At 72.3% G+C, this 16,275-nt stretch carries 15 protein-coding genes; 11 read left to right on the top strand and 4 right to left on the bottom strand.

Annotation, left to right across the window (positions count from 1 at the left end):
• Positions 1–53: 53 nt before the first annotated feature.
• The 7 genes from ssd (at position 54) to ACYQ1K_RS04950 (ending at position 4,817) form a co-directional block, all read left to right on the top strand.
• Positions 54–1,094, top strand: coding sequence for a septum site-determining protein Ssd (ssd, locus tag ACYQ1K_RS04980; protein ID WP_459981707.1), 1,041 nt, complete (start codon positions 54–56; stop codon positions 1,092–1,094).
• Entirely contained in the window at positions 1,091–2,254 is a 1,164-nt protein-coding gene (locus ACYQ1K_RS04975) for a TadA family conjugal transfer-associated ATPase (protein ID WP_459981706.1), read from the top strand. Before ssd ends, ACYQ1K_RS04975 begins: the two co-directional genes overlap by 4 nt.
• Complete coding sequence (locus ACYQ1K_RS04970; RefSeq protein WP_459981705.1) at positions 2,254–3,015, top strand: type II secretion system F family protein; 762 nt, start codon at positions 2,254–2,256, stop codon at positions 3,013–3,015. Before ACYQ1K_RS04975 ends, ACYQ1K_RS04970 begins: the two co-directional genes overlap by 1 nt.
• Positions 3,012–3,725, top strand: a complete 714-nt coding sequence (locus ACYQ1K_RS04965; RefSeq protein ID WP_459981704.1) for a type II secretion system F family protein — start codon at positions 3,012–3,014, stop codon at positions 3,723–3,725. The genes ACYQ1K_RS04970 and ACYQ1K_RS04965 overlap by 4 nt, the downstream gene beginning before the upstream one ends.
• A 137-nt stretch (positions 3,726–3,862) precedes the next feature.
• A complete protein-coding gene (locus tag ACYQ1K_RS04960; protein ID WP_459981703.1) occupies positions 3,863–4,051 on the top strand; it encodes a DUF4244 domain-containing protein in 189 nt (62 codons plus the stop codon).
• A 41-nt stretch (positions 4,052–4,092) separates the two neighbouring features.
• Complete coding sequence (locus ACYQ1K_RS04955) at positions 4,093–4,479, top strand: TadE family type IV pilus minor pilin (RefSeq protein ID WP_459981907.1); 387 nt, start codon at positions 4,093–4,095, stop codon at positions 4,477–4,479.
• Entirely contained in the window at positions 4,476–4,817 is a 342-nt protein-coding gene (locus tag ACYQ1K_RS04950; RefSeq protein ID WP_459981702.1) for an Rv3654c family TadE-like protein, read from the top strand. The genes ACYQ1K_RS04955 and ACYQ1K_RS04950 overlap by 4 nt, the downstream gene beginning before the upstream one ends.
• A gap of 9 nt (positions 4,818–4,826) precedes the next feature.
• Here ACYQ1K_RS04950 and ACYQ1K_RS04945 read toward each other — a convergent pair whose 3' ends face one another.
• Genes ACYQ1K_RS04945 through ACYQ1K_RS04935 form a run of 3 tightly spaced genes read right to left on the bottom strand, consistent with a single transcriptional unit; the run spans position 4,827 to position 7,935 of the window.
• Positions 4,827–5,276, bottom strand: coding sequence for an MOSC domain-containing protein (locus ACYQ1K_RS04945; RefSeq protein ID WP_459981701.1), 450 nt, complete (start codon positions 5,274–5,276; stop codon positions 4,827–4,829).
• A gap of 10 nt (positions 5,277–5,286) precedes the next feature.
• Positions 5,287–5,595, bottom strand: coding sequence for a hypothetical protein (locus ACYQ1K_RS04940; RefSeq protein WP_459981700.1), 309 nt, complete (start codon positions 5,593–5,595; stop codon positions 5,287–5,289).
• Between the two features lie 9 nt (positions 5,596–5,604).
• Positions 5,605–7,935 (bottom strand): DEAD/DEAH box helicase, encoded by a 2,331-nt coding sequence (locus ACYQ1K_RS04935; protein WP_459981699.1) that lies wholly within the window; start codon positions 7,933–7,935, stop codon positions 5,605–5,607.
• Positions 7,936–8,125: 190 nt separating this feature from the next.
• Between ACYQ1K_RS04935 and ACYQ1K_RS04930 the strand changes: the two genes are divergently transcribed.
• From ACYQ1K_RS04930 to ACYQ1K_RS04920, 3 genes are all read left to right on the top strand, one after another.
• A complete protein-coding gene (locus tag ACYQ1K_RS04930) occupies positions 8,126–8,464 on the top strand; it encodes an anti-sigma factor antagonist (protein WP_459981698.1) in 339 nt (112 codons plus the stop codon).
• 167 nt (positions 8,465–8,631) lie between these two features.
• Complete coding sequence (locus ACYQ1K_RS04925) at positions 8,632–10,929, top strand: sodium-translocating pyrophosphatase (RefSeq protein WP_459981697.1); 2,298 nt, start codon at positions 8,632–8,634, stop codon at positions 10,927–10,929.
• A 211-nt stretch (positions 10,930–11,140) separates the two neighbouring features.
• Positions 11,141–12,637 carry a DUF7059 domain-containing protein gene (locus tag ACYQ1K_RS04920; protein ID WP_459981696.1) on the top strand — a complete coding sequence of 499 codons (1,497 nt, stop codon included), beginning with the start codon at positions 11,141–11,143 and terminating at the stop codon, positions 12,635–12,637.
• A gap of 8 nt (positions 12,638–12,645) precedes the next feature.
• On the opposite strand, the gene ACYQ1K_RS04915 is transcribed toward ACYQ1K_RS04920, so the two are convergent.
• Complete coding sequence (locus ACYQ1K_RS04915) at positions 12,646–13,371, bottom strand: hypothetical protein (RefSeq protein ID WP_459981695.1); 726 nt, start codon at positions 13,369–13,371, stop codon at positions 12,646–12,648.
• Between the two features lie 178 nt (positions 13,372–13,549).
• On the opposite strand from ACYQ1K_RS04915, the gene topA reads away from it, so the two are divergent.
• Positions 13,550–16,249, top strand: a complete 2,700-nt coding sequence (gene topA / locus ACYQ1K_RS04910; protein ID WP_459981694.1) for a type I DNA topoisomerase — start codon at positions 13,550–13,552, stop codon at positions 16,247–16,249.
• Positions 16,250–16,275 lie beyond the last annotated feature (26 nt).

The raw sequence follows: 16,275 nt of genomic DNA, 5'->3' as shown, positions 1-16,275 counted from the left end.
GCGGCCGGCTCGCCGACCTGCCGTGCTGGGCGGTTGCCGGAAGTCTCGGCTCCATGACCCACGCACTCCTCGTCACCGCCGACGAGACGCTGCTCGACGAGCTCGTCCGCCTCTGTGCCGCCGCCGGGACCGCGCCGGATGTGACCACCGAGGTCGGGGCGGCGCTGCGCGGCTGGTCCTCGGCGGCCGTCGTCCTGGTCGGAGCCGACCTCGCGCCCGACCTGGCCCGGGCGTCGCCACCGCGCCGCGACAGTGTCCACGTGGTGGCGTGGCGCACCGCGCCCGATGAGCTGTTCCGCACGGCACTGGCCGTCGGCGCCGAAGGCGTCGTGCTGCTCCCGACCTCCGCCGAGTGGCTGGCGGCCCTGCTCGGCGACGTCGGCGATGTCGGTCGGGCTCGAGGTCTGACCGTCGGGGTGATGGCAGGCTCAGGCGGTGCCGGCGCCACGACCTTCGCGTGTGCGCTCGCGCAGCTCTCGTCCCGGGCAGGTCCGACGGTGGTCCTCGACGCCGACCCGCTCGGTCCGGGCGTCGACCGCGTCCTCGGCTTCGAGGACAGGCCGGGGGTCGGGTGGGACGAGCTCAGCCGGACCGCTGGGCGCCTGAGCGCCCGCTCGCTGCGGGAGGGACTGCCGAGAGACGGCGACCTCGCCGTGCTGACCTGGGGCAGCGGCGACCACCCCCGCCCCCTCCAGATCTCGTCCGTGCGCGAGGTGCTCTCAGCCGCGCGCCGCGGTCACGACACCGTCGTCGTGGACCTGCCGCGCGCCGCCGATGGGGTCACCGACGAGCTGGTGAGCCGATGCGACCGCGTGCTGCTCGTCGTGGCGGCCTCGCTCACGGGGATCGCCTCCGCGAGCCGGCTCGTCACGCGGTTCGGCGACCGGTCCCGGTTGCGTGTCGTCGTGCGCGGAGTCGGGGCCGAGCCCGAGGCGGTGGCCCATGCCGTCGGGCTGCCGCTGATCGCGGCGATGGCCGATCAGCGCGGCCTGGCGGAGTCGATCGACCTCGGGCTGGGTCCGCTGCGGTCCCGGCGTGGTCCGCTCGGACGCGCAGCACGGGCGGTCCTCAGCAACATGCCGGCAGCTGCATGAGCGCCGCCGTCGAGCTCGCGCCGCAGGTCGTCGACGAGGTCCGGGAGTGGCTGGCCCGCACCCCGGGGGATCTGACGCCCCATCGCGTGGCGGAGGCGCTGCGAGCGGCCGGACGACCGGTCGGCGATGCCACCGTCCTGAGCGTCTATGAGCTGCTCCGCCGTGACGTCGTCGGTGCCGGTCCCCTCGAGCCGCTGCTGCGACTGCCCGGCGTCACCGACGTGCTCGTCAACGGTGCCGACCAGGTCTTCCTCGACCGTGGCTCTGGCCTGGAGGCCTCCGAGCTCCGCTTCCCAGACGAGCCAGCGGTGCGTCGCCTCGCGCAGCGGCTCGCCGCCGCGGGTGGTCGTCGGCTGGACGACGCGGCGCCGTACGTCGACTTGAGGCTCCCCGACGGCTCACGCCTCCACGCGGTGCTCGCACCGCTGGCCCGACCGGGGACGGTCATCTCGCTGCGGGTGCCCTCGCGCCGGTCCTTCTCGCTGGAGGAGCTCGTCGCGGCCGGCACCATGCCGAGCGCCGGCGCCGCCCTCCTGCGTGCCCTCGTCGACGCCCGTCTGGCCTTCCTGGTGACGGGCGGCACGGGCTCAGGGAAGACGACGCTGCTGGCGATCCTGCTCGGTCTCGTGCGGCCCGAGGAGCGCCTCGTGCTGGTGGAGGACTCATCCGAGCTCCGGCCCGACCACCCCCACGTCGTCGGCCTCGAGGCGAGGCCTCCGAACATCGAGGGCGCGGGCGCGGTCGACCTGCGCACCCTGGTGCGACAGGCCCTCCGAATGCGACCCGACCGACTTGTCGTCGGGGAGGTCAGAGGTGGGGAGGTCGTCGACCTGCTCGCGGCTCTCAACACCGGGCACGAGGGCGGCTGCGGCACCCTGCACGCCAACTCCGCGAGCGACGTGCCCGCACGGGTCGAGGCGCTGGCACTCGCCGCAGGCCTCGCCCGCGACGCGGCGCACAGCCAGCTCGCCTCCGGAATCGACGTCGTCGTCCATCTCCGAAGGGACCGGCAGGGCAGGCGTCGGCTGAGCGAGGTCGCCGTGCCCCGCCGCCGTCCCGACGGCCTGGTGGAGATGGACCTGGCGGCGAGCTTCGCCGACGGAAGAGTCGACGAGGGTCCTGGAGGCGAACGGCTGTCCTCGCTCCTGGAGCGCTCCTGATGCCGCCCTGGCTGGTCGCCTCCGCAGCCGCCGGAGGGGCGGCCAGCCTGCTGGCGGCTCCGTGGTCGCGCCCGGGTGGGCGGGGACGACGAGGCCTTGTCCTGCCGCTGTTGGCCCTTGCGGCGCTGGCGTTCGCGGCGCCGCCGCGGGTCCTGGCGCTCGCAGCGCTCGCGGTCGGCATCTGTGCCGGCGCCGTCGTCCTGTGGCGCCGTCGGGCCGCTCGTCTGGAGGCTGCTCGCTCCGCCGAGACGCTCGTCAGCGTCTGTGAGCAGCTCGCGGCCGAGCTCGCCGCAGGGCAGCCCTCCGGTCAGGCGCTGCACCGAGCAGCGCACGACTGGCCGGTGCTCGCCGCGGTGGCTGAGGCAGCACGGATCGGCGCGGACATCCCGCAGGCACTGCGCCGGGCGGCGGCGACGCCGGGCGCGGAGGGGTTGCGCTGGGTCGCGGCCGCCTGGCAGGTCGCGCATCGCACAGGCCACGGCCTCGCGTCTGCGGTCGACCGCGTGGCGCTGGACCTGCGTGCTCAGCAGGCGACACGTCGGGTGGTGGACGGCGAGCTCGCCTCGGCCCGGGCCACGGCCAGGCTCGTCGCGCTGCTGCCGGTGGCCGCCCTGTCGATGGGCGCAGGTGTCGGCGGGGATCCCTGGTCCTTCCTCCTCGACACGCCCGTCGGGCTCGGGTGCCTGGCGGCCGGGCTGGCGATCGGCTGGCTCGGGCTGTGGTGGATCGAGGCCATCGCGCGTGCCGTGGAGCGCTCATGAGCGAGGTTCTGGTCCCCGCGGTGCTCGCCGCGCTCGCGGTCGTGCTCGTGCCGCGACCGCGCTCGTCCGTGCGCGTTCGTGGGGTCACCGAGCGGCAGGGCAAGAGCGACTGGATGGCGCGCTACCGGATTCCGCTCAGCCTGCTCGCCGGCGTGGGTGCCTTCGTCCTTCTCGGCGGGACGCCCGGTCTGGTCGCGGCACCTCTGGCGGCAGCCGGATGCTGGCGCGCGATCAGCACGGCAGAGCCCGCCGCCGTACGGCGCGAGCGCGAGGAGCTCCGTCGTGAGCTGCCGCACCTGGCTCGACTGCTCGCGGCGGCCCTCACCGCCGGTGCCGGACCTGCGGAGGCGGCCCATGCGGTCGCGGACGCTCTGCCAGGTCCGGCCGGTGCCCATCTGCGGCGTGCCGCGGCGCGACTGCGGCTGGGCACGGACCCCGTCCTCGTCTGGCGGGCGCTGGGCGAGGAGCAGGCACTGGCACCGCTCGGGCGGGCGCTGGCCCGCGGTCAGTCATCCGGTGTGAGCGTGGTGACGACGATCGAGCGTCTGGGCGACGAGCTGGCGCGCGCGGCTCGCGCCGAGGCCGAGGACCGCGCGCGCCGCGTCGGAGTGAAGGCGGCGGTGCCGCTCGGCGTCTGCCTGCTCCCGTCGTTCCTGCTCATCGGCATCGTCCCGCTCGTCGGAGGGCTCCTGAGCACCCTGCGGCTCTGACACGCCCGATCCGGTCCACACGGCGACCGACCGACCTGATGCTCCACAGCGGAGGTCGCCGCGGCTGCCGTGAGCCGGTCTCGACGGGCATCGTCGAGCTCTCGCCGCGTCGCGGCCCCGAACCCGAAGGAGACACCATGCAGTCGTCACGTCGTCCCCGATGCCCGCGACGCTCGGAGCGCGGGATCACCACGGCGGAGTACGCCGTCGGCACCGCGGCCGGCGCCGGACTCGCCGGCCTGCTCTACAAGATGCTCACCGGAGGCTTCGGCAACGAGCTGCTGCAGAAGCTCTATGACCACGTGCTGCAGCTCCTCGGACTGTGAGGGCGGACTCGTGTGCCACCGACGCGTGCGCTCGTCCGAGGCTGCGGCATTCGGCTGCCGCGCCGCCTCGGAGCCGACGCGACCGGGGAGCAGCCACCGCGGAGCTCGTCATGGTGCTCCCGATGCTCGTCGCGGTCACCCTCGGCCTCGTCTGGCTGCTGTCCGTCGGTGCCGCCCAGGTGCGGACGGTCGACGCCGTCCGTGAGACCGCGCGTGCGCTGGCGCGGGGTGATGACCGACAGGCGGCGATCGGGCGCGGCGTCCGGGTCGGCGTGCCAGGCACGCAGGTGACCACCAGCGGAGCCGGTGCACGGATCGTCGTGACCGCCCAGGCTCAGGTGCGCGGCCCCGGCGGCATCTTCGGCTCCCTTCCGGCGGTCAGGGTCCACGCCCGGGCCGTCGCGGCGGGCGAGGGCGAGTCGTCGTGAGGGGCCGGGAGCGGGGGTCGGCGGTGCCGTTCGCTGTGGCCTGTCTGGGCACGGTCGTCCTGGTGGGGGCTGCACTCAGCGTCGCGAGCGCCCTGGTCGTCGACCATCGCTCTGCTCAAGCGGCGGCAGACCTGTCCGCGCTGGCAGGCGCCGCCGCTCTCGGTCAAGGCGTGGACGGGTGCGCCGCGGCCGGCCGCGTCGCGGCCGACAACGGCGCCTCGCTCTCCCGGTGCAGCACAGAGGGCGGCGACCTCCGGGTCCTCGTGACGGTGACCGGCCCCCGCTGGCTGGGCAGCCACGGCGACCTGGTGGCCGAGGCGCGGGCAGGACCGAGGTGAGCCCGAGGGTCAGCCGCTCGGCTCCACCGGCACGTCGACCACCTCGTCGCCGACGCTGATCGTCCCGGACTCCAGGATCCGGAAGACCGTCCCCGCCCGACGGCGCAGCGCCGCCGCTGCGCCGGGTCCGATGTTGTCGTCCAGCAGGCGGCAGGGTGCCGCCACGCGGACGACCTCGAGGAGGACGTCCCCGATGCGCATCCGCTCCCCGGGGCGAGCAGGGAGCGGGCCGCGGTCGACCGTGACGTTGCGGCGTGTCAGGCCCGACGGCACGATCGCACCGAGGTCGGCCGCCGCCAGGTCCAGCTCGTCGCGTGCCTGCACCGTCACGTGGCGATGCCTGGACCCGTGGTAGCGGTCACCGACCAGCCCGCGACCCGCTTCGGCGGTCACCACGGACACGGACTTCGTCGGCAGACGGCGGCCCGGTGCGACGTGGATCTCGACGACGTGCGCCATCGACACCCGCTCAGGCCTCGTTCTCGCTGCCCTCGTGGTGGCGCTGTGTGCGGTCGGCCTCGACCTCGTCGAGCTTCGCCGAGAGCTCCTGGAGCCGCCTCTGATCCCGCCGATGCCGCAGCTCGCGCTTCGTCCCGCGCTTGGTCAGCCAGATGCCGGACAGGATCGCCAGGCCGGCGAAGAGTCCGACGAGGAAGACCGACGTCGCGCCGACGTGGATGCCGAGCAGGCTGGCCTCGCCACGGTCCCCGGCCGTGAACAGACCGGCCAGGACGGCGAGCACGCCGAAGACGATGAGGACGAGGCCGAGGACCAGCATGAGGTGACCCTATGCCGACAGCAGGGCGCGCAGCAGTCGAGCGGCTCCCGCCTTGTCGAGCGGGTTGTTCTGGTTGCCGCACTTCGGGGACTGCACGCACGACGGACAGCCGTCGTCGCACTCGCAGGCCTCGATGGTCTCGAGCGTCGCACCGAGCCAGTCCCGGGCCGCGCGGAAGCCGCGCTCGGCGAACCCGGCCCCGCCGGGATGGCCGTCGTAGACGAAGACCGTGAGGACCCCCGTGTCGGGATGGACCGCCGTCGACACTCCTCCGATGTCCCAGCGGTCACACGTCGCCACCAGCGGGAGGAGCCCGATCGAGCAGTGCTCGGCGGCGTGGGCGGAGCCGGGCACGTCGACCGGCTCCAGTCCGGCGCCCTCGACCACATGGTCGGGCACCGTCCACCACACCGCGTTGGTGCGCAGGCTCCGCTCCGGCAGGTCCAGCGGCTCCTCGCCGATCACCTCGCCGCCGGGCTGACGTCGGCGCAGGAACGACACGACCTGATGGGTGACGTCCACGTCGCCGAACGAGAGACGGCAGTCGCCCCAGCGCTCATGCTCGCGCTCGGCGACGATGCTGATGTCGGTCGTCTCCCGAGCGGTCGTCGTGTAGCCGGGATCGGCACGCTCCATCGCCGCGACGCCGCCGTCGAGGTCGAGCGATCCGACCAGCCACGTCTCGCCCTGGTGGAGGTAGACGGCTCCGGTGTGCGCGGTGCTGTGCGCCCGGGCCCCGTCGACCGTGCCGACCACGCGTCCGGTGGAGGCCTCGACGAGCTGCACGGCGCTGCCCCCGGCCGAGCGGATGTCGACCAGGTCGGCAGCCAGACGACGATCGGTCCAGAACCAGCCCCGTGAGCGCTTGCGGAGCACTCCGGCCTGCGCCAGCGAGTCGACGATGGCTTCGGCCGTGGGCCCGAACATCTCGAGGTCCGCCGAGGTGAGCGGGATCTCCTGGGCCGCGGCGCACAGGTGCGGCCCGAGGATGTAGGGGTTGCTGGGATCGAAGACCGTCGCCTCGACAGGGCGGCCGAGGAGCGCGTCGGGATGGGTGACGAGGTAGGTGTCGAGAGGGTCGTCACGCGCGATGAGCACTCCGAGAGCGTCCTGCGCACCGCGACCGGCTCGGCCGACCTGCTGCCACAGCGCCGCCCGCGTGCCGGGGAACCCGGCCATCAGCACCGCGTCGAGGCCGCTGACGTCGATCCCGAGCTCGAGGGCGTTCGTCGCCGCGATGCCGAGGAGACGACCCGACCGCAGCGCCTGCTCGAGCTCGCGCCTCTCCTCGGGGAGGTAGCCGCCGCGGTAGGCCGCGACGCGGTGGGGCAGCTCGGGGTCCACCTCCGCCAGCAGCGTCGCCGCGGTCAGCGCGACCTGTTCGACGCCGGTGCGCGACCGCACGAACGCGAGCGTGCGCACATCGGAGGAGACGAGGTCGGCGAGCAGGTCGGCGGTCTCGGAGGAGGCGGCCCGGCGCACCGGTGCGCCGTTCTCGCCGGCGTGACCGGTCAACGGTGGCTGCCAGAGGGCCAGCGAGATCCGGCCCCGCGGGGAGCCGTCCGTCGTCACCGGCACCATGTCGAGCCCGGTCAGCCGGCGACCCGCGGTGTCGGGCTCGGCGACGGTCGCCGAGGCCAGCACGAAGGTGGGCGTCGCGCCGTACGACGCTGCCACCCGTCGCAGCCGCCGCAGCACCTGGGCGACGTGCGCCCCGAAGACGCCGCGGTAGTGATGGCACTCGTCCACGACGACGTAGGCGAGCGAGGACAGGAACGACGCCCACCGGCTGTGCCCCGGCAGCAGCGAGCGGTGGAGCATGTCGGGGTTGGTCAGGACATACTCGGCGTACGCCCGCGTCCACTCGCGCTGCTCGCGCGGGCTGTCGCCGTCATGCGTCATGACGCGGACGTCGGTGCCCAAGGACTGCAGGCGGGCCAGCTGGTCCTGGGCGAGCGCCTTGGTCGGGGCCAGGTAGAGCACGGTGGCGCCGCGCTGGCCCTTCGGTCCCCTCCGCTCGCGCACGGCGGTGAGCGCCGGCAGCTGGTAGGCGAGTGACTTGCCGGAGGCGGTGCCCGTGGCGAGGACGACGTGGGCGCCCGTATACGCGGCGTCTGCCGCGACGACCTGGTGGCGCCAGGGGCGCTCGACGCCCCGTGCGCGGAACGCCTCGACCAGGGTCGGATCGGCCCAGCCCGGCCACGCCACCTCGTCGGCCGCACGCGGTGGAAGCGTCTCCAGATGGGTGAGGCGACCCTCGCGACCCGGCACGGCCGAGAGCCGGTGCAGCAGGGTCGGCACGTCGTGGTGCAGGGGGTGGTGCAGGGGTGGTGCCGTCACCCCTGCATTCTCGCAAAGGGCACCGACAACGAGCGGTCGGCGCGGCGTGATCCAGATGCCTGTTGCTCGGTTTTGCGCGCGCCTTCCCCCGACGTGGTTACATTGGGTCGGACTAGCGGCCGGGACATCGTGGGTCTTGGAGCGCGACCGGATCCGATCGTCTCAGCTGACGTCAACTGTGGAGTGTTACGTGGACCTGACCCTTGCGACCCGTGAGGTCGATGGGACGACCATCGTGGAGGTCGGTGGTGAGATCGACGTCTACACGGCCCCCAAGCTCCGGGACAAGATCACCGAGCTCGTGGCCGCAGGCGCCCACGACCTCGTCATCGACCTCGAGGCGGTGGAGTTCCTCGACTCGACCGGCCTCGGCGTGCTCGTCGGAGGCCTGAAGAAGGTCCGCGCCCACGACGGCAGCCTCCAGCTGGTGTGCACGCAGGACCGGCTGCTCAAGATCTTCCGCATCACCGGGCTCGCCAAGGTCTTCGCCATCCACGACTCCTCCGACGCGGCGATCGCGGCTCACTGACACCGGGCCCGTCGGGGCTCTCCTCACGGCGCCGGCCGACAGTTCGCCACGCCGCCTGTCGCGCGGGACGGCGTACTTTCCGCGCGGCTGTTCGCCTGTGATCCTTCCCCATGTGCTCCGGGTCACATAACCTGCGGTGGGAACCGACCCGCTCGCAGGAGGACCGCATGTCCGAAGTCGAAGTATCCGGAGGCGATCTCGCCCTGGTCGTCATCGTCGGGGTGGTCGCACTCGCCGCCCTCGCGCTGGGATTCATGTTCCGGCGCGAGGTGCTCGCAGCGCCGACCGGCACCGAGAAGATGGCCACGATCGCCCAAGCGGTCGAGGAGGGCGCCGCGGCGTACCTCGGCCGCCAGTTCCGGACCCTCGCCGTGTTCGCCGTCATCGCCTTCGTGGTGCTCTTCGCCCTGCCGGCCGACGACGTCGGCGTCCGCATCGGACGCTCGATCTTCTTCCTCCTGGGCGCGGGCTTCAGCGCGACAGTGGGCTATCTCGGCATGTCGCTCGCGGTGCGGGCGAACGTGCGTGTCGCGGCCGCGGCGGAGACCGCCGGCCGAGAGCCCGCCATGACCATCGGCTTCCGCACCGGCGCCACCGTCGGCATGCTGACCGTCGGCCTCGGGCTCCTCGGCGCCAGCGTCGTCGTCATCGTCTTCCAGGACAAGGCGCCGCACGTCCTCGAGGGCTTCGGCTTCGGAGCGGCTCTGCTCGCCATGTTCATGCGTGTCGGGGGCGGCATCTTCACCAAGGCCGCCGACGTCGGAGCCGACCTCGTCGGCAAGGTCGAGCAGAACATCCCCGAGGACGACCCGCGCAACGCCGCGACCATCGCCGACAACGTGGGCGACAACGTGGGCGACTGCGCCGGCATGGCGGCGGACCTCTTCGAGTCATACGCCGTCACCCTCGTCGCCGCCCTGATCCTGGGCTCCCAAGCGCTCGGGGACAAGGGCCTCGTCTTCCCGCTGATCGTGCCCGCCATCGGGGCGTTGACGGCCGTCGTCGGCGTGTACCTCTGCCGCCCGCGCGTCGGCGAGAACGGGCTGCGGACCATCAACCGGGCCTTCTACATCTCCGCCGCCATCGGCGCCGTCGGGTCGGCCATCGCCGCCTTCCTCTATCTGCCGGGTGACTGGGCGGGCCTGACCGGCGCCTCCGGGGCCTCGGCCGACGTCAGCCCGCGCGTGCTCGCCGCCGGAGCCGTCGTGATCGGCGTCGTCCTCGCGGCCGCGATCCTCGCGTTGACCGGCTACTTCACCGGCACCGAGCACCGGCCGGTCAAGGACGTGGGCCGCACGAGCCTCACGGGCGCCGCGACCGTGATCCTCAGCGGTCTGTCCGTCGGCTTCGAGTCGGCGGTCTACACCGCGATCGTCATCGGCGCCGCGGTCTTCGGCGCCGCCCTGCTGGCCGGTGGCACCGCCTCGCTCGCCCTCTTCGCGGTCTCGCTCGCCGGCTGCGGTCTGCTGACCACCGTCGGCGTCATCGTGGCGATGGACACCTTCGGCCCGGTCTCGGACAACGCCCAGGGCATCGCCGAGATGTCCGGCGAGGTCGGGGAGGCGGGGGCGCAGATCCTCACCGAGCTGGACGCCGTCGGCAACACGACCAAGGCCATCACCAAGGGCATCGCGATCGCGACCGCTGTGCTCGCCGCGAGCGCGCTCTTCGCCTCGTACACCCAGAGCGCCTTCGACGCCTATGTGAAGGCCAGTGGGCGGCCTCAGAGCCACATCATCACCGACTTCCTCGTGTTCAACCCGAAGCTGCTCGTCGGTGCTCTGCTGGGCGCCAGCGTGGTCTTCCTCTTCTCCGGTCTCGCCATCAACGCGGTCGGGCGAGCGGCCGGCGCGGTCGTCTACGAGGTACGCCGCCAGTTCCGGGAGATCCCCGGCATCATGGAGGGCACCGGCCGCCCGGAGTACGGTCGCGTCGTCGACATCGTCACCCGCGACTCGCTCCGTGAGCTGGCCACCCCCGGCATCCTGGCGATCCTCGCCCCGGTCGCGGTCGGCTTCGGCCTCGGCATCGGGCCGCTGGCCGGCTTCCTCGTCGGTGCGATCGCCGCGGGCACGCTGATGGCCGTCTTCCTCGCCAACTCCGGCGGTGCGTGGGACAACGCCAAGAAGCTGGTCGAGGACGGTCACCACGGCGGCAAGGGCTCCGACGCCCATGCCGCCACGGTCATCGGCGACACCGTCGGCGACCCCTTCAAGGACACCGCCGGCCCGGCGATCAACCCGCTGCTCAAGGTGATGAACCTCGTCAGCCTGCTCATCGTCGCGGCGATCGTGAACCTGTCCTACGGCAAGGACGCGCAGGACTGGCTGCGGATCCTCATCGCCGTCGCGGCAGCGCTCGGCATCGCCGTGGCCGTCTACGTCTCCAAGCGGCGCCCCGTCGCGATCGAGAGCAACGGCCAGCCCGAATCCGTCTCGGCGGGTGTCGGCAGCGGATTGGGCTAGACCGGGCAAGTCCCCGCTTGCGGACCGGCGCTGCAGCCGTCACCACGACGCCGCAGCGCCGGTCCCCCGGCCGCGGCGCGCCCTCGCCTGGACTGACTGGAGCGAGGGAGGAACGACCGAGTGCAGGGAGGGAAGGCGAGGGTTACGAGCGCCGCGGCACGCGCGAGCGGAGCGAGCGCCATCAAGCACAGCCATTGGTACTGTGCCGCGGGTGCGCGACCTGACCGACCTTCCCCACCGACTCCGCGAGGCGCTGGTTGCCGCCCGGTTCACCTATGACGAGGTCGCGGAGCTGCTCGGCCCGCTGGCTCACGCGGCTCTGGGTCGCAACGAGACGACGCCGGGCCTGCGCCGGACCCGTGGGGGGAGCCCGCTCGAGACCTTGGTGCGGCTCTTCCTGCTGCAGACGCCGGTGCCGCTCGCGGACGCGGAGGCGGCGCTTCCGCGGCTCGTCGACCGCCTGGCGGTCGAGGGGCTGCTCGAGCAGTCCGTCGGGGAGGTCGCGGCTCGCATGGACGTGCGGCCCTACGGCACCGACGGGGGCGGCGCCGGCGGCAACCTGTGGGTCGTCTCCGACTTGACGCCCGGACTGGACGGCGCGCCGCAGCGGGTGGGCAGCGACTACGTGCTGGGCATCAGCCCGGCCTCCACCTCCCTGGCCCAGCTCACGATCCGCGACCGGGTCAGCCGCAGCCTCGACCTGGGCACCGGATGCGGCGTGCAGGCGCTGCACCTGGCGGCGCACTCGGGACAGGTCGTCGCCACCGACGTCAACACCCGGGCGCTGTGGATGACACGGTTCAACGCCGCCCTCAACGAGCTGGGCCACAACATCGAGGTGCGCGAGGGCTCCTTCTTCGAGCCGGTGCGCGGCGAGCGTTTCGACCTCATCGCGACAAACCCGCCGTTCGTCATCTCTCCCGCCACCGGCGAGCGCCTGGTCTACCGGGACTCCGGCCTGCCGGGCGACCGGGTCGTCGAGGACATCGTGCGCGCGGCCCCCGAGCGGCTCAACGACGACGGTTGGTGCCAGATCCTCGCCAACTGGATCATCGCCCGCGACACACCGTGGGACGAGCGTCTCGAGTCCTGGATGAGCGAGGAGGTCGACGCGTTCGTGGTGCAGCGCGAGGTCCTCGACCCGGCGGCCTACGTGGAGCTCTGGCTGAAGGACTCCGGCCACCACCCCTCGACCGGGACCGGTCACCTCGACGACTACCGGCTGCGCTACGACACCTGGCTCTCCTGGATGGAGGAGCAGGGCATCGAGGGCGTCGGCTTCGGCTGGATCAACCTCCACAAGAGCGGCGCGGAGACGCCCCGGCGTGAGCTGATCGAGTGGCCCTACGACGTCGAGCAGCCGATCGCGCCGGCGATCGAGGCGTGGGGCCGTGCCGTCCGGGCAGAGGTCGACGCCGAGTCGCGCCTGGTGCTCCCCGTCGACGTCCAGCAGGAGACCGTCGGAGCGCCCGGCGCCGAGGACCCGACCGCCGTCGTGCTGCGCCAGCACCACGGACTGCGCCGTGCGCGCCAGGTCGACACCGTGACGGCCGCCTTGGTGGGCGCCTGCGACGGTGATCTCCCTCTCGGTCGCCTGCTCGACGCCATCAGCCAGCTGCTCGAGCTGGACCCGGCGAGCACGCGGGCGACGTACGAGCCCATCGTCGAGGAGCTCGTCGCCGAGGGGTTCCTGGTCGTCGCGAGCTGACGCCATGGCTACGAAGCGACCTGCGCCGCGGCGACCGCCTGGTCGCGCACGCGGATGAGCTGAGCGCGAACCCGGGCGGTGAGCAGATCGGCGTGCCCCAGTGCCAAGAGCTCGGGAAGCTGCCGCTGCGACATCCAGGGGCGCGAGATGTCGTGCCAGGGCCAGAACCCGCGCAGCGTCTGCGTCACGGGTCCGGCGTAGTTCGAGGGCGTCTGCGAGACGGTGAAGAACTCCCGCAGCGATGACTGGCGGACCGCGCCCTTCGTGCCGACCAGGCCGTTGGCCGAGGCAAGCGCGTGACAGATCCCCGCCGCCACCTGCGTCGAGGGACGAGCGCCCAGCACGACCAGCGGCTCCAGCTCCCACAGCCGCAGCAGCGCCCGCCTGAACGCCACCCCGATCTCGGCGTCGAAGAAGCGCTCCGCCGCGGCGTCCAGCAACGCGGCGACCGCCTCGAGGCGCTCTCGGTCGGAAGGCGACTCCACGAGCGGGAGGTCCAGGCCGTCCACGGTCAGTGGACGGGCGTCCAGGTCGGCGACGGCGCCGGCGCCCCCGACGACCGAGCCCAGCCACTCCAGGGCGATCTCATGCTCCTTCTTCTCCGGTGTGCGAGGCTCCCGCAGCTCCCTCTCGAGGCGGTCGATGATCTTGAGCGCGCGCTCCACCAGCGACGCGCAGTCGAAGCAGTAGCCGTGGCGCTCGTCCTCGAGCCGGTAGTCGATCTCGTCGTACATTGTGTGACCTCCGATGGTGTGGAAGTCGTCGTCCGCACACCATCGAACACCCCTCCACCGACACTCGTGTGAGGCTCAGGTGGTGGATGGCGTCGGAGGGCGACTGGACAGCAGGCGCTACCGTGGTCCGCCGTGAGGCCCCGCACGGGGCCGGCGAGAGCGAGTAGGAAGAGCAGCAGTGGCGCACAAGTTGGTGATCGTCGAGTCCCCGGCGAAGGCCCGCACCATCGGCGGGTACCTCGGCCAGGGGTATGTCGTCGAGTCCTCCATCGGCCACATCCGCGACCTCCCGCAGAGTGCCGCCGACACCCCGGCCAAGATCAAGGACAAGCCGTGGGGCCGCCTCGCCGTGGACGTCGACAACGGCTTCGAGCCGTTCTACGTCGTGCCGCGCGACAAGAAGAGCCACATCTCCAAGCTCAAGAGCCTGCTCAAGGACGCCGACGAGCTCTTCCTCGCCACCGATGAGGACCGCGAGGGAGAGGCGATCGCCTGGCACCTCCTCGACGAGCTGAAGCCGAAGAACATCCCGGTGAAGCGGATGGTCTTCCACGAGATCACCAAGTCGGCCATCCAGGCGGCCGCCGAGAACCCACGTGAGCTCGACATGGACCTCGTCGAGGCTCAGGAGACCCGCCGCATCCTCGACCGTCTCTACGGCTACGAGGTCTCGCCGGTCCTGTGGAAGAAGATCTCCTCCGGCCTCTCGGCAGGCCGCGTGCAGTCGGTAGCGACCCGGCTCGTGGTCGACCGCGAGCAGGAGCGGATGGACTTCAAGGTCGCCTCCTACTGGGACATCGACGGCACCTTCGACGCCGGCAGTGCGGCCGACCAGCGGATGTTCCCGGCCCGGCTGTGGACCGTCGACGGCTCCCGCGTCGCCTCCGGCAGCAGCTTCGGGCCGGACGGCCAGCTGAAGGTCTCGACAGGCTCGACCACCGGCCGAGACGGCGTCGTCCATCTCGACCGCACCCGGGCCGAGGCGCTCGTCGCGGCGCTGGCAGACACGACGTACGACGTCCGCACGGTCGAGTCGCGGCCCTACCGCCGCAGCCCGTATGCGCCGTTCCGGACCACGACGCTGCAGCAGGAGGCCTCGCGCAAGCTCGGCATGAGTGCGAGCGTGACGATGAGCGTCGCGCAGCGGCTCTACGAGAACGGCTTCATCACCTACATGCGTACCGACAGCATCAGCCTGTCGGACACCGCCATCACCGCGGCGCGGCGCCAGGTCCAGGAGCTGTACGGCGGCGAGTATCTGCCGGACGCGCCCCGCACGTATGCGAGCAAGGTCAAGAACGCCCAGGAGGCGCACGAGGCCATCCGCCCGGCTGGTGACAGCTTCCGGACGCCCGCGCAGACGGGGCTGACCGGTGACCAGTTCCGGCTCTACGAGCTCATCTGGATGCGCACCGTCGCCTCGCAGATGAAGGACGCCGTTGGCCAGTCGGTGACGATCCGGATCGGCGGAGCGGCGGCGACCGGCGAGGACGTCGTCTTCTCCGCGAGCGGCCGCGTCATCACGTTCCACGGCTTCCTCAAGGCCTACGTCGAGGGCACCGACTCCGCCGACCAGAGCAGCGACGACGCCGAGACCCGGCTGCCGAACCTCTCCGAGGGCGACCGCGTCACCGCCGCGACACTGCGGGCCCAGGGGCACGAGACGAAGCCGCCCGCGCGCTACACCGAGGCGACGCTCATCAAGGAGCTCGAGGACCGCGAGATCGGCCGCCCGTCGACGTACGCCTCGATCATCGGGACGATCCTCAACCGCGGCTATGTCTACAAGAAGGGCACCGCGCTGGTGCCGGCGTGGATCGCCTTCTCGGTGGTGCGGCTGCTGAAGGAGCACTTCCCGCGGCAGATCGACTACGACTTCACCGCCTCGATGGAGCGGGCGCTCGACGAGATCGCCGGTGGCCGCAGCACCCGGCAGGACGAGCTGGGCGAGTTCTACTTCGGCTCCGACCGGCATGAGGGCCTCAAGGCACTCGTCGAGGGGCTGGGCGAGATCGATGCCCGTGAGCTGGCGACGTACCCGATCGGGGGTGAGGAGACCGGCATCCAGCTGCGGGTCGGCAAGTACGGCCCCTACCTCGAGGGCCCTGGGGATGACGGGACGCCGCTGGCGGTGCGCGCCAACGTGCCCGACGACCTCCCGCCGGACGAGCTGACGGTGGAGAAGGCGAAGGAGCTGCTCGCCAACCCGGCCGGCGAGGAGGTCCGCCTCGGCCGGCACCCCGAGACCGGGCTGGAGGTCGTGGCGAAGAACGGCCGGTTCGGGCCCTACGTGACCGAGCTGCTCCCTGAGGACGCCCCCAAGAGCGCGAAGGCGCGCACCGGGTCGCTGTTCAAGTCGATGAGCCTCGACACGATCACCTTGGCCGACGCGGTCAAGCTGCTCACGCTGCCGCGCGTGGTCGGCGTGGGCGAGGACGGCGAGGAGATCACGGCGCAGAACGGTCGCTACGGGCCGTATCTGAAGAAGGGCACCGACTCGCGCTCGTTGGCGAGCGAGGACCAGCTGCTGACGATCACGCTCGACGAGGCGTTGCGCATCTACGCCCAGCCCAAGCAGCGCGGTCGTGCGGCCGCCGCCGCGCCGCTCAAGGAGCTCGGCAACGACCCGGTGTCGGGCAACCCGGTGGTCATCAAGAGCGGCCGCTTTGGGGAGTACGTCACCGACGGCGAGTTCAACGCCACCCTGCGACGCGATGACTCCGTCGACGCCATGACGCTGGAGCGCGCCGCGGAGCTCCTTGCCGAGAAGCGCGCCAAGGGTCCGGCGAAGAAGGCGACCAAGCGGGGCGCGAAGAAGACGACGGTCAAGAAGGCGCCCGCCAAGAAGACCGCGAAGAAGGCGGCCAAGAAGGCGTGAGGATCCGCGTGGCTCCGACCGGGGTG

This window comes from Nocardioides sp. AN3 (assembly GCF_054653495.1).
This window is presented reverse-complemented; position numbering and strand designations above follow the sequence as displayed.

Coding starts and splice junctions, on each gene's coding strand:
- ACYQ1K_RS04915 (WP_459981695.1), bottom strand. CDS start 13,371: ATGTACGACGAGATCGACTACCGGCTCGAGGACGAGCGCCACGGCTAC.
- ACYQ1K_RS04960 (WP_459981703.1), top strand. CDS start 3,863: ATGCAGTCGTCACGTCGTCCCCGATGCCCGCGACGCTCGGAGCGCGGG.
- ACYQ1K_RS04940 (WP_459981700.1), bottom strand. CDS start 5,595: ATGCTGGTCCTCGGCCTCGTCCTCATCGTCTTCGGCGTGCTCGCCGTC.
- ACYQ1K_RS04975 (WP_459981706.1), top strand. CDS start 1,091: ATGAGCGCCGCCGTCGAGCTCGCGCCGCAGGTCGTCGACGAGGTCCGG.
- ACYQ1K_RS04965 (WP_459981704.1), top strand. CDS start 3,012: ATGAGCGAGGTTCTGGTCCCCGCGGTGCTCGCCGCGCTCGCGGTCGTG.
- ssd (WP_459981707.1), top strand. CDS start 54: ATGACCCACGCACTCCTCGTCACCGCCGACGAGACGCTGCTCGACGAG.
- ACYQ1K_RS04945 (WP_459981701.1), bottom strand. CDS start 5,276: ATGGCGCACGTCGTCGAGATCCACGTCGCACCGGGCCGCCGTCTGCCG.
- ACYQ1K_RS04970 (WP_459981705.1), top strand. CDS start 2,254: ATGCCGCCCTGGCTGGTCGCCTCCGCAGCCGCCGGAGGGGCGGCCAGC.
- ACYQ1K_RS04925 (WP_459981697.1), top strand. CDS start 8,632: ATGTCCGAAGTCGAAGTATCCGGAGGCGATCTCGCCCTGGTCGTCATC.